The organism is Bradyrhizobium sp. USDA 3262 (assembly GCF_054060035.1).
Genome location: NZ_JBSSCT010000001.1, coordinates 666,996 through 679,781 on the forward strand (window position 1 = coordinate 666,996; position 12,786 = coordinate 679,781).

Genomic DNA, 12,786 nt, shown 5'->3' on the forward strand with positions numbered 1-12,786 from the left:
ATCCGTCATGACTACGGGGCAGCGTTACCACTGCCCCGTGCTCCTCATCGTCCCAGGTCCTACGCCGCGCGGCCGACCGAGGCGTCGAGATGCTTCAGCCGTGGCAGCACCTCCTGCTTCAGGAGCCGCAGCGAATTGTGCCAGGCTTCCGGCTTGTGCTTGTAGTCGAAGCCGAACACCAGGAGCACGCCGAAGCCGCCGACCTCCTGGTAGATCTTCTCGATCTTCTCGGTGACGGTCGCGGGCGAGCCGACGATCCAGTTGTTGCGCGCGCAATATTCGACCGTGACGTCGCTGTCGGGCACGTCGGGCGAGGCCTTCAGGTAATCCTTGAAACCAAAGTGGCCGAGCAGCGGCAGGAAATACTCGCCCATCATCCGGCCCATCATGTCGCCGGTCGACAGCTTCCATGCCTCCTCGTCGGTATCAGCAACGAAAACCTCGCGCACCAGCCGCCAGTCCTTGCGGCTCGGCTTGCGGCCGGTCTTGGCCGCGCCGGCCTCGACCGAATCCCAGTGGCTGCCGACATAGGCGGGGTTGAGGTTGAGGCTCATCGGGATGAAGCCGCGCTCGCCGGCGAGCTTCAGCGTGTCCGAATTCTTGGAGAGCCCCGCGACGCCGATCGGCGGATGCGGCGCCTGCTGCGGCTTGATGTGCGGTTTGAGGAAATCGAACATCGTGTCCGGCTTGGTCACGGTCCAGAACTTGCCCTTGTGGGTCCAGGGAGCCGGCTCGGTCCACATCTTCAGGATGATCTCGATCGCCTCGCGGGTCATGTCGCGGTTCTGTCCCGACATGCCGTCGACATTGAACATCGCCCAGTCGCTCGGCAGGCCGGATGCCGCGACGCCGAAGTTGAGCCGCCCGTTCGAGAGGTGATCGAGCATCGCGACGCGGTTGGCGAGCTCTGCCGGGTGATGATACGGCAGCAGGAAGCCGCCGGGCCCGATACGGATGTTCCTGGTCTGCAGCAACGCCTGCGCGATCAGGAGATCGGGCGACGGATGCGGCTCCCAAGGCGCGGTGTGGTGCTCGCCGATCCAGGCTTCCTGATAGCCGAGCTCGTCGAGCCAGCGCAGCGTCTGCAGGTCCCAGTCGTGGCCCTCCTTCAATCCGCACTCCGGCGGATGCGACGGCATCGCGAAGTATCCGAGTTCCATGGGTTTCCTCTCTTTGTTCGATGCGTGTCTTCCGCACGCGCTTCGAGAGTACCTGCCCCGGCCGCGGCAGAACAATGGCCTTGTCGCATCCAGCTCGGCCGGAATTCATGCGTAGGGCGTATCCTTCAGCATGATCGCGATACCGGAAAAGCTTCGCTCCATGATCCGCAGGAAGGTCTCGCGTGACGATGCAGCCGACCTGCGGGCCTTGTGCTCGCGAAGCCCTTCCGCATAGGCGACGGTCAGCGCCGTGACCACCATCGACGCGGCGAGCCGGGCATCGGCATCGGCGAACGGGCGCTTGACGGCTGCCGCCAGCACGCTCGCGAGATCATCGATCAACTCGTCACGCATCTCGCGCGCCCGCGCCGAGAGCGCCGGGCTCTCGGCGACGGTGCGCCAGAATTTCGCCGTCGCGTCGGTGAATTTCGCGAACGGATGCACGCGATCCGCCAGGCTGTGCACCAGCTTGCGGAGGGTCGCGATCGGCGCCTCGCCGGCCGGACGCTCGGCAAAGGCGGTCCGCAGCATCTGCCGGCTTTCCTCTTCACGGTCGAAGAACAGGTCTTCCTTGCGTGGAAAATAATTGAACACCGTCATCCGGGAGACCTCGGCGGCTTCGGCGACTTCGGCCACCGAAACATTGTCGAAGCCGCGTTCCAGGAACAGCCCGGTTGCGACATCCGAGATCGCCTGGCGCGTCGCCTCCTTTTTCCGCTCCCGCAATCCGCCCTGATTTGACATGCGGGAATTTGTACCATACTAAATATTATACTGAGTATAATTTTATGGTGACGGCGTGACGCGTGAACGAACCGACGTGGTTGTGGTCGGTGCCGGGCCGACCGGACTGCTGCTGGCGATCGAACTGACCCTGGGCGGCGCCGACGTGATCGTGATCGAGCGGCTGACCGAGCCCGACCAGACCATCAAGGCCGGCGCGATCGGCGCGCTGGCCGGCGAGGCACTGGAGCGCCGCGGCCTCGGCGACGCGATGAATGCGGTCGAACGCAGCATGGCGGACAGCATGTCCAGGCTCATGAAGGGCGCGGGCGATGCGAGCGACCTGCCGTTCAAGAAATTCGGCGGTCATTTCTCGGGCATTTTCCTGATCGACCAGACGCGTCAGCGCGAGCCGGACCGGCGGTTGCGCGGGGTGAACCAGCAAGCCCTGGAAACCATGCTCGGCGAGCGCGCCCACGCGCTCGGTATCGAGATCAGGCGCGGCTGCGAACTGATCAATTTCGAGGATCATGGCGATAGCATCTTGGCGCGGACCAGGGACGCGTCCGGCGATGTCGAGCTGCAGGCTGCCTATCTGGTCGGCTGCGACGGCGGACGCAGCGCCGTGCGCAAGCGCGCGGGCTTCGCATTCCCCGGCACCGAACCGACCCTCACGGGACACCAGGCCATCGTCGACCTCGATCATCCGGATCGCCTGCTGCCGGTCGGCTGGCGGCGAACGCCGATCGGCATGATGGCGTATGGACCAATTCCCGGCCGGGTGTTCCTGGCCGAGTTCGATGGTCCGCCGGCCGATCGCAGTGCGCCGGTCACGCGCGAGGAGATCGAGACCACCCTGCGCCGGATCAGCGGGGCCGACGTTCGCGTCACCGCCGTCAAGACCGCGACGCGCTTCACCGACAATGCGCGGCAGGCGGACAGCTACCGCAGGGGCCGCGTCCTCCTGGCGGGCGATGCGGCGCATGTGCACTCGCCGTTCGGCGGACAAGGCCTCAATCTCGGCCTGCTCGATGCGGTCAATCTCGGCTGGAAGCTTGCGGCTGTTGTCTGCGATCGCATGCCTGAAAGCCTGCTCGACAGCTACACGGAAGAGCGGCATCCGATCGCGGCAAAAGTGCTCGCCAACACCCGCGCCCAGGTCGCCTTGATGCGGCCTGATGTCATGACGGACGCCTTGCGCGAGATCGTCGCGGACCTGATGAGCCTCGACGAGGGCACCCGCTACTTCGGCGAAATGATCAGCGGCATCAGGATCCGTTACGATCTCGGCAGCGACCATCCATCGGTCGGCCGGCTCTCCGGCAATTTTGCTCTCGGCGACGGCGGCGCGGAGACAACCCTGTTCGATCAGATGGAGGACGGCAGGGCCGTGCTGGTCGATGCGACTGATGGAGCTGCGTCAGCGATCGCGGCGCGCTGGGACATCTTCGTGCGATGCGTGCCAAGGCGTTATCTATCAGGACACGCCGGCCCGTCGCTGCTGATCCGTCCGGATGCCTGCATTGCATGGGCGGCGGACGGCGCAGACTTGGCGGGCCTCGACGCCGCGCTGACGCGCTGGTTCGGTGCCCAAACAGGATGAATTGCATCGTCATTCCGGGGCGATGCGCAGCATCGAACCCTCAGGTGCGCAATTGCGCACCGAGAATCTCGAGATTCCGGGTTCGGTCCTACGGACCGCCCCGGAATGACAGTGGGTGAACTTAGCGCGTCCCGAACGTGGTCTTGCCGAACAGCGCCTTCTGCGTCGAGGGCTGCGAGCGCCAATATTGCGGCGGTGCGCTCACCTCGCCGCCGAGCTCGGCGGCAGCGTGCCAGCCCCAGCGCGGGTCGTAGAGCATGCCGCGGGCGAGCGCGACCATGTCGGCCTTGCCGGACGAGACGATCTCCTCCGCCTGCTTCGCTCCCGTGATCAGGCCGACCGCCATCGTGGTGACGCCGGTCGCCTCCTTGACCGCCAGCGCCGCCGGCACCTGGTAACCCGGCCCGAGCGGGATCTTCTGCAACGGTGAGACGCCGCCGGACGAGACATCCATCCAGTCGACACCGCGCTTCTTCAGCTCCCTGGCAAACTCGATGGTCTGCGCAAGGTCCCAGGCGCCCTCGACCCAGTCGGTCGCCGACACCCGCATGCCGATCGGCTTGTGATCCGGGAATACGGCGCGCACGGCGTCGAACACTTCCAGCGGGAAGCGCATGCGGTTTTCGAGCGAGCCGCCATAGCGGTCGGTCCGCTTGTTGGCGATCGGCGACAGGAACTGGTGCAGCAGATAGCCGTGCGCGCCGTGCAGCTCGAGCGCATCGATGCCGAGCCGGTCGGCGCGCCTTGCCGACGCGACAAAGGCCTCGCGGATGCGCTTCAGGCCGGCGTCGTCGAGCGCCATCGGCGCGGCCTCGCCTTCCTTGTGCGGGACGTCGGATGGTCCGACCGTCTGCCAACCGCCTTCGGCAATCGGGATCAACTGCCCGCCCTCCCAGGGGCGCTGGCTCGACGCCTTGCGGCCGGCATGGGCGAGTTGCATGGCGACCGCCGCTTTCGAATGCTTGCGCACCGAGGCCAGGATCGGCTTCAGCGCTGCCTCGTTGGCATCGTTGTAAAGGCCGAGGCAACCCGGCGTGATCCGCCCGATATCCTCGACATGGGTGGCTTCGATGCAGAACATCGCCGCGCCCGACAGCGCCAGCATGTTGATGTGGGTGAAGTGCCAGTCGTTGGCGGAGCCGTCGATGGCCGAATACTGGCACATCGGCGAGACCATGATGCGATTGGAGAGTTTCAGGTCGCGCAGTTCGATCGGGGAAAACAGGGTGCTCATGCGGCGGATATCCGGGATCGGGGAGAGGGCCCGGTTAAGATAGAGGCACCACGGCCGATCACCAACCGTCCGGAAGGCCGCGCAGGCCGGGGCGCAGATCAGCAATGTCCTGACCGCGTCACTCCGGGCCGGCGCCTCAGTCCACCAGCGTGAACTGCAGCAGCAGATTGCGCTGGATCAGGGAGAAATTGTCGTCGGAGACCATGGTCAGCACGGTCTCGCCCTCCTCCGTGACATGGGCATCGATGCCTTCCATATTGTCGATCTCGTTGCCGAGATCGGCATTGAAGATCGCGGGGCCATCGATTAGGGCGCCGGGCGCGATCTCGGACAGCGCGAGACGGCGGATGCGGATGCCGACGCCGCCGAACCAGGAGAATTTCCGCTCCAGGATCAACAGACCGCCCGACGGCAGCAGGACCGCGTCGCTGATGTCGAAATTCTCGGTGCGGCGGACGCTGAACTGGCCCGGCGTCTTGCCGCCGACCAGGAAGGCGACCAGATTGCCATTCGCATCGAGCCCGCGTTCCGAGAACGCGATCAGCGTGCCGGCGAGCGGCTGGCCCGTGGCCTTGGGCACGAAGACGAGACCCTCCAGCCCCTTGTTGTTCGGAAGTTTGCGGGCCGCCGCCGGCAGCGGCACCACCTCGCCGCGCGAGCGGGTAAAGCCCTTGGCGAAATCGAAGCGCAGCACCTGGTTGACCCGCTCAAGCCCGACATAGGCGAACGAGCCGTCGAGCGCGAGCGATTCCGAATCATACCAGCCGCGGGTCACGGTGATCGGCCTGCCGTCGGCACCGAGCAGCGGCGCCGCCTCGACATCGCCGAGTCCGACCATCTCCCGGCCACGATAGACGATGCGGCCGGTGAACCAGCTGCCCTGGTCGCTGACCGCGATGAAGCGTTCGCCCTTGGGATCGAGCCGTAGCGCGGAGAGGCCGCCGAAGCCGGAGAACGACGAGGTCAGGATCAGCCCGCTGCGATACTCCAGCGCGCCGAACCGCGTGCGCGCGCGATCGCGGGTGTCGAACGACGGCAGCGGCCGCGCGTTGACGTCGATCGAAACCGGTTCGTTGACCCGGTAGGGGCTCGGCCTCGCAGCCGGCCTCGGCGTTGCCGGCGGCTGGGTCGCGCTCTGCGCCTGCGCAAGACGCGGCAATGCGGCGGCCGACAGCCCCGCCGCCATACCCTGGAGGAAACGGCGGCGGCTAGGGGGTGAGCGCATGTCTCACGAGTGGAGGCGGCGCCGGATGCCCGGCGCTGGCGCCGAGCCGTGAGTCTCGCTGAACAGCTCGGCGAGCTTTTCGGTGATGGCGCCGCCGAGCTCTTCGGCGTCCACGATGGTCACGGCGCGGCGATAGTAGCGCGTCACGTCGTGACCGATGCCGATCGCGATCAGCTCGACCGGGGAGCGGGTTTCGATCTCGTCGATGATGTGACGCAGATGCCGCTCGAGATAGTTGCCGGGATTGACCGACAGCGTGGAGTCGTCGACCGGCGCGCCGTCGGAGATCATCATCAGGATGCGGCGCTGCTCGGGACGAGCCAGCAGGCGCTTGTGCGCCCAGTCCAGTGCCTCGCCGTCGATGTTCTCCTTGAGCAGGCCTTCGCGCATCATCAGGCCGAGATTTTTTCGCGCGCGACGCCACGGCGCGTCCGCCGACTTGTAGATGATGTGCCTGAGATCGTTGAGGCGGCCCGGATTGGCCGGCTTGCCGGCGGCAAGCCACGCCTCGCGCGACTGTCCGCCCTTCCAGGCGCGGGTGGTGAAGCCCAGGATCTCGACCTTGACGCCGCAACGCTCCAGCGTGCGGGCCAGGATGTCGGCGCAGGTGGCGGCGACCGTGATCGGACGGCCGCGCATCGAGCCGGAGTTATCCAGCAGCAGCGTCACCACGGTGTCGCGGAAGGTCGCCTCCTTCTCATGCATGAAGGACAGCGGGTGATAGGGGTCGGTAACGACGCGCGACAGCCGCGCCGGATCGAGGATGCCCTCCTCGAGATCGAAATCCCAGGCGCGATTCTGCTGTGCCATCAGGCGGCGCTGCAGGCGGTTGGCGAGCCGCGCCACGATGCCCTGCAGATGCGCGAGCTGCTTGTCGAGATAGGAGCGCAGCCGCTCGAGCTCGTCATGATCGCAGAGATCCTCGGCGGCGATCACCTCATCGAACTTCGGCGCGAAGGCGTGATATTCCGGACCGCGCGGCTCGTTCTGACCGCGCGCATTCGGCCGCGTCGCCTCGCCCGGCGTCTCGTCGTCGCCGAGCTCGCCATCGTCGAACGTATCCGACGTGGAGGCCTGTGCGCTCTCCATCGCGCTTTCGCTCATCTCTTCCGCGGACGTCTGCGCCTGGTCGGCGCTCATTTCCTGCGCGGCATCGGAGTCGGGCGAGCCCTCGGCGCCGGACTGATCGCTCTCGCCGTCCTGGTTCTCGTCCTGATCGTCGTCATCGTCGGAATCCATGTTGCGGTCGTCGCCGAGATCGAGCGCCGACAGCAGATCATGGACGAGGTCGCCGAACCTCGCCTGGTCCTCGGTGAAACGGCTGAGCTTGTCGAGCCGCGAGCCGATCTTGTCCTCCAGGGTCGGACGCCAGAGATCGACCATCTTCTTGGCGGCGGCGGGCGGCGCCATGCCGGTGAGGCGTTCGCGCACCAGCATCGCCAGCGCATCCGACAGCGGCGCGTCGGCGCGGTCGGTGATCTCGTCGTACTTGCCGCGGTGGAAATGATCGTCGAGCATCGCGGTGAGGTTCTTCGCAACGCCCGCCATTCGCCGCGAGCCGATCGCCTCGACGCGCGCCTGCTCGACCGCCTCGAACACGCCGCGCGCCTGCGGGTTGCCCGGCATCAGCTTGCGATGCACCTTGGGGTCGTGACAGGCGATCTTGAGCGCGATCGAATCGGCGTGGCCGCGCACGATCGCCGCATCGCGCTTGGTCATCTTGCGCGCCGGCTCCGGCAGCCGCGCCTTGCCGGGCGCGAGCCCGGGGCGCTCAGCGGCGAAGGAGACCTCGAGCTCCGGCTTCTTGGCGATCGCCTTCAGGCACGCCGACACCGAGCGCTTGAACGGCTCGGTCGGCGCTTCCTTGGATCCGGGACGGAATTTGATGTTGGAGGTTGTCATAGCGATTTCGTAAACCAATGGCGCGTTACGCCGCCGGGATACCCCTCAATCGAACCGAACTCTTTATATCCGTTGGCGCGGTAGAAGCCCGGCGCCTGGAAGCTCATCGTATCCAGATAAGATCGCGTCGCTCCGAAGCGCCGCGCCTCGTCCTCGATCGCCTTGATCAGCTTCGCGCCAAAGCCCTTGTTGCGAAACTTCTGCTCCATCCAGAACAACTGGATGAACAACACCGCGGTCCAGACCTCGCCGACGATGCCGCCGACAATCTTGTCGCCTTGCCGCAGCGAGATGGCGAAGCGCTTGTACTTCTGCTTCCCCATCTTCTCGTTGTTGTAGTGGAGCAATCCGCCGAGCACCGCCTTCTTCGTCTGGGTGACTGTGCGCTCGACGGAGATTTTCGGCATGGACTAGCTGAGCGCCACGTTGACCGAGGATTCCGGCAGCTCGACGTTGAAGCAGCGCTGGTAGAACTCGGCGACCAGCGGCCGCTCCAATTCGTCACACTTGTTGAGGAAGGTGACGCGGAACGCGAAGCCGATGTCGTTGAAGATGTCCGAGTTCTCGGCCCAGGTGATCACCGTACGCGGGCTCATCACCGTCGACAGGTCGCCGTTGGCGAAGGCGTTGCGGGTGAGGTCCGCCAGCCGCACCATCTTGTTGACGATGTCGCGGCCCTCCTGCGTGCGGTAGTGGCGCGCCTTGGCCAGCACGATTTCCACTTCCTCGTCATGGGCGAGGTAGTTCAGCGTGGTGACGATCGACCAGCGGTCCATCTGGCCCTGGTTGATCTGCTGGGTGCCGTGATAGAGGCCCGAGGTGTCGCCGAGGCCGACCGTGTTGGCGGTCGAGAACAGGCGGAACGCCGGATGCGGCTTGATCACCTTGTTCTGGTCGAGCAGCGTCAGGCGACCGGAGACTTCCAGCACGCGCTGAATCACGAACATCACGTCCGGGCGGCCGGCGTCGTATTCGTCGAACACCAGCGCGATATTGTGCTGCAGCGCCCAGGGCAGGATGCCGTCGCGGAATTCGGTGACCTGCTTGCCGTCCTTGACCACGATGGCGTCCTTGCCGACGAGATCGATACGGCTGATATGGCTGTCGAGGTTGACGCGCACGCAGGGCCAGTTGAGGCGGGCCGCAACCTGCTCGATGTGGGTCGACTTGCCGGTGCCGTGATAGCCGGTGACCATCACGCGGCGATTCTTGGCAAAGCCGGCGAGGATCGCGAGCGTGGTCGCGCGATCGAAGCGATAGTCCGGATCGGTTTCCGGCACATGCGGATCGACTTCCGAATAAGCGGGAACTTCCAGATCGCTATCGATCCCGAAGACCTGCCGGACCGACACCTTCATGTCGGGCAAGCCGACGACGGGTTCTTGTGTTTTGGTCTGGACGGCGGTCGTCATTCATCCTCCGAGGTCACGGGCATTCCCGAAACCAGATTAATCGTTTGGCTGCGGATGGGGTGCTAGGCACAAGCCTAGCAGAGAGCAACGGCCGGCAGAAGCCCGCGGGCCAATCAAAGTTCCGTTGTCCTATCATGAAGATAGGTCCGGACGCCGGTTTTTGAAAGGCTGCCCTGCGAATCACGCCGTACTTTTGCCGCAGCGCGTGGGCGCCCTGGCTTTCCGAGGCACTTTTCACCCCGGCAGGGAGTTGTTAGCTCTCAAGCCTATATCACCGCTGCATGGGAATTTTGTGACTTCATTCCTTGACCCGTTCATCGCGTTCGTTTCGGCCCATGCCTGGCTTGCCTATCTGACACTGTTTCTGGCCGCCCTGCTGGAAGCGGTTCCGGTGATCGGCTCCCTGGTGCCGGGTTCAACCATCATCCTGGCGTTGAGCGCGCTGGTGCCGGGCGGGGAACTGAAGCTGCTCCCGGTGCTCGCCGCGGCGGCCGCCGGCGCGATGCTCGGCGACGGCACCGCCTATCTGATCGGCCACCGCAGCCAGCGCGAGATCCTGTCGGCCTGGCCGCTCTCCAACTACCCGCGCGTGGTTGCGCAGAGCGAGGCGTTCTTCAATCGCTGGGGCGTGCTCGCGGTGTTCTTCGCCCGCTTCGTGCCGCCGATCCGCGCCTTCGTGCCGATCACCGCCGGCGCGCTCGACATGCCGCCGGCGCGCTTCTACGCGATCAACATTCCCGCGATCCTGCTCTGGGCGCCGGCGCATGTGCTGCCTGGCGTGCTCGCCGTCACTGCGCTGCACGACTATGCCGGCCTGCCACACCATGGCCATGTCGGCAAGCATCTCTGGATGTTTGCGGTCGCGGGCGGCGCCGTGATCCTGGCGCTGGCCGTCTGGACCATCCGCCGCCGCCATGGCGGCAGCCTGATCGAACCGGCCAAGCCGGCGAAATAGCTAGATGCTGTTGGTGGTCCCGCCACGCCCGGGTGCCGGGCCGACATAGCGGGCACGCGGCCTGATCAACTTGCCGAGCTGAAGCTGCTCGCTGGCATGTGCGATCCAGCCGACGCTGCGGGCCATCGCAAACAGCGCCAGCTCGCTGCCCGCCGGCATCCGCAGCGCATGCACCAGCACCGCCAGCGCGTAATCGATGTTGACGAATTCGCCGGTCGCCTCTGCGATCCGCTCCGGGACTTCCCTGGTGAATTTGCGCGGCGCGCCGGCCCGCGTCAGCGCCTCAAGCAACGAGATCGCGCGCGGATCGCCCTTCTTGTAGACGCCGTGCCCGAAGCCGGCGAAACGCTCGCCAAGCGCGACGCGCTCGCGAACCACCGGCGCAACGTCGTTGTCGAGCATCGTCTTGACGAGACGCGAGGCGAGCACGCCGGCACCGCCATGCATCGGTCCCTTCAACGCGACGAGACCCGCGATCACGGCGTCGTACAGATTGAGCCCGGTCGATGCGGCGCAGCGCGCGGTGAAGGTCGAGGCGTTCAATTCATGATCGGCGAGCAGCACCAGCGCGCGGCGGATCAGGTCGGGCGCGTGCTTGTTGTCGGGCGTCCAGACCCGAGCCACCTGCTCGTGCAGCGGCTCGTTCGATGGCGCAGCGTTCAGCATGGTCGCGACCAGCAGCCGCAAGATGCGGCCGCCGACCATCGCGCGGCCGTCCGGCGCGCGCGTGAAGGCGCCGGGATCGGCACTTGCCGCCAGCGCCAGCACGGCCACCGTCCGGTCGATCGGCTGGGCGCGGCGCGCGGCTTCAGCGATGGCGCGCATTTCGTCCGAGATCTGCGGACAATTGTCCGGCGCGAACGGATCGACGCCGGTGACGTCCCACAGCAGCGTCGCGGTGTGCTCCAGGGTGTCGCGCTCGGCAAGCTCGACGCAGTTGACGCCGCGATAGATCGGGCCCTGCTCGGTAATGGTCGCGATCGCCGAATCCATCACCGGCAGGTCGGCGTCGAAATTACGGAAGCCGCGCGGCTCCGGCGACGGCACGCGGCGCTCCTTCAACCCCCTGATGTCCTCGGCGCGGTAGCGGTGGCTGCGCGAATCCGGCGACGGCTCGGAGCGGATCAGCCCGCGGCTGACATAGGCGTAGAGGGTCGCCGGCGAGATCGCGAGCTCGGCCGCGGCCTCCCGGGCGGAGAGGTAAAGCTCGGCGGATTTTTTCATATTGATTTATATAATCAAGATTGATCAACTCGTCGAGAGGCCTGACCTTGAAGGGGTGAAGCAAGGAGATCAGGCCATGAATATGCATCTCACCAAGAGCCAGATCGGTCTGGACGGCGTTCCTGCCGCCGAGACCGTGTTGAGCCATGTCGACGGCGAGCGCGGCGAGTTGATCATCGCCGGCGAGCACGTCGCCGACCTCGCGGGCAAGTCGAGCTTCGAGGGCGTCACGGCGCGGCTGTGGAACGGCGCCACCGGCAAGGCGCTGAGCGAAGCCAATGTGCGCGCCAGCCTCGGCGCCGCCCGCGAACGCGCCTTCGCCCGGCTGCCGGACCTACTGCCGGCGACGCACGGCATGTCGATCGTCGACGGCTTCCGGGCCGCGATCGCCGGCCTCCGCGGCGAGAACGGACTGGAGCACGAGGCGACCATCGTCGGCGCCTTCCCGGTGATCGCGGGCGCCCTGGTCCAGCGCGCCAGGGGACATGACCCGATCGCGCCGGACCCCAACGCCGGCCACGCCGCCGACACGCTGCGGATGCTGCTGAACCGCAAGACCGAACCGCGCGAGGTCGCCGCACTCGACGCCTATCTCGTCACGGTCTGCGACCACGGCATGAATGCGTCGACCTTCACCACGCGGGTGATCGCGTCCACCCAGGCCGATCTGTTCGCGGCGATCACTGGCGGCTATTGCGCGCTGACCGGCCCGCTGCATGGCGGCGCGCCGGAGCCGGTGCTGGAGATGCTGGACGCGATCGGGACGCGCGAGCGCATCAAGCCCTGGGTTGACGGCGCGCTGGCGCACGGCGAACGGCTGATGGGGTTTGGTCACCGCGTCTATCGCGTGCGCGACCCGCGCGCCGATGTGCTGAAGATCGCGATCGAGCGCCTCGAGGCCAGTGGTGCCGACCTGCCATTTGCCGCCGAGGTCGAGGCCTATATCCGCGAGGCGCTGCGGAAGAAGAATCCGGAGCGGCCGATCGAGACCAATGTCGAGTTCTTCACCGCGATCCTGCTCGATGGGCTGGAAATCCCGCGGCAGGCGTTCACGCCGATCTTCGCGGTGGCCCGCGCCGCCGGCTGGACCGCGCACGCCCTGGAGCAGCGGCGCACCGGAAGGCTGATCCGGCCGAGCTCGTCCTATGTCGGGGCGATGCCGAAGGGCTGAGAGTTGACCGCGAAACCGTAGCCCGGATGAAGCGCAGCGAAATCCGGGAGCGGTCCTACCGCGGATAGATGTGCCCCGGACTGCGCTGCGCTTCATCCGGGCTACAAAACTGCACCGTTGGACGACGGCGGAGCCACGCTCTCCGCTGTCGTCCCTGCCTAGTGCGCAATTGCGCAC

At 66.2% G+C, this 12,786-nt stretch carries 11 protein-coding genes; 3 read left to right on the forward strand and 8 right to left on the reverse strand.

Features of this window, described 5'->3' with window-relative positions:
• Nucleotides 1-59 precede the first annotated feature (59 nt).
• Together ACVWYP_RS03120 and ACVWYP_RS03125 are read right to left on the reverse strand one after the other, a co-directional pair.
• Complete coding sequence (locus ACVWYP_RS03120) at nucleotides 60-1,160, reverse strand: LLM class flavin-dependent oxidoreductase (protein WP_304497701.1); 1,101 nt, start codon at nucleotides 1,158-1,160, stop codon at nucleotides 60-62.
• Between the two features lie 105 nt (nucleotides 1,161-1,265).
• The gene (locus ACVWYP_RS03125) at nucleotides 1,266-1,904 is read right to left on the reverse strand and encodes a TetR/AcrR family transcriptional regulator (protein ID WP_304497702.1); all 639 of its coding nucleotides are present in this window, start codon (nucleotides 1,902-1,904) and stop codon (nucleotides 1,266-1,268) included.
• A 55-nt stretch (nucleotides 1,905-1,959) separates the two neighbouring features.
• On the opposite strand from ACVWYP_RS03125, the gene ACVWYP_RS03130 reads away from it, so the two are divergent.
• Complete coding sequence (locus ACVWYP_RS03130; protein ID WP_304497703.1) at nucleotides 1,960-3,486, forward strand: FAD-dependent monooxygenase; 1,527 nt, start codon at nucleotides 1,960-1,962, stop codon at nucleotides 3,484-3,486.
• 121 nt (nucleotides 3,487-3,607) lie between these two features.
• On the opposite strand, the gene ACVWYP_RS03135 is transcribed toward ACVWYP_RS03130, so the two are convergent.
• The 5 genes from ACVWYP_RS03135 to cobS all read right to left on the reverse strand — a co-directional run bounded on the left by ACVWYP_RS03135 (nucleotide 3,608) and on the right by cobS (nucleotide 9,259).
• Nucleotides 3,608-4,720 (reverse strand): NADH:flavin oxidoreductase/NADH oxidase, encoded by a 1,113-nt coding sequence (locus ACVWYP_RS03135; protein WP_304497704.1) that lies wholly within the window; start codon nucleotides 4,718-4,720, stop codon nucleotides 3,608-3,610.
• Nucleotides 4,721-4,856: 136 nt separating this feature from the next.
• A complete protein-coding gene (locus ACVWYP_RS03140) occupies nucleotides 4,857-5,945 on the reverse strand; it encodes an esterase-like activity of phytase family protein (RefSeq protein ID WP_304497705.1) in 1,089 nt (362 codons plus the stop codon).
• 3 nt (nucleotides 5,946-5,948) lie between these two features.
• Nucleotides 5,949-7,847, reverse strand: a complete 1,899-nt coding sequence (gene cobT / locus ACVWYP_RS03145) for a cobaltochelatase subunit CobT (protein ID WP_028343273.1) — start codon at nucleotides 7,845-7,847, stop codon at nucleotides 5,949-5,951.
• Nucleotides 7,844-8,254 (reverse strand): GNAT family N-acetyltransferase, encoded by a 411-nt coding sequence (locus tag ACVWYP_RS03150; protein ID WP_076824818.1) that lies wholly within the window; start codon nucleotides 8,252-8,254, stop codon nucleotides 7,844-7,846. The genes cobT and ACVWYP_RS03150 overlap by 4 nt, the downstream gene beginning before the upstream one ends.
• A 3-nt stretch (nucleotides 8,255-8,257) precedes the next feature.
• Nucleotides 8,258-9,259, reverse strand: coding sequence for a cobaltochelatase subunit CobS (cobS, locus tag ACVWYP_RS03155; protein WP_028343271.1), 1,002 nt, complete (start codon nucleotides 9,257-9,259; stop codon nucleotides 8,258-8,260).
• Nucleotides 9,260-9,551: 292 nt separating this feature from the next.
• Between cobS and ACVWYP_RS03160 the strand changes: the two genes are divergently transcribed.
• Nucleotides 9,552-10,214 carry a DedA family protein gene (locus ACVWYP_RS03160; protein WP_304497706.1) on the forward strand — a complete coding sequence of 221 codons (663 nt, stop codon included), beginning with the start codon at nucleotides 9,552-9,554 and terminating at the stop codon, nucleotides 10,212-10,214.
• Here ACVWYP_RS03160 and ACVWYP_RS03165 read toward each other — a convergent pair whose 3' ends face one another.
• Entirely contained in the window at nucleotides 10,215-11,438 is a 1,224-nt protein-coding gene (locus ACVWYP_RS03165) for a citrate synthase family protein (RefSeq protein ID WP_304497707.1), read from the reverse strand.
• Between the two features lie 76 nt (nucleotides 11,439-11,514).
• Between ACVWYP_RS03165 and ACVWYP_RS03170 the strand changes: the two genes are divergently transcribed.
• On the forward strand, nucleotides 11,515-12,609 hold the full coding sequence (locus ACVWYP_RS03170) for a citrate synthase/methylcitrate synthase (RefSeq protein ID WP_304497708.1): 1,095 nt from the start codon (nucleotides 11,515-11,517) through the stop codon (nucleotides 12,607-12,609).
• Nucleotides 12,610-12,786: the final 177 nt, after the last annotated feature.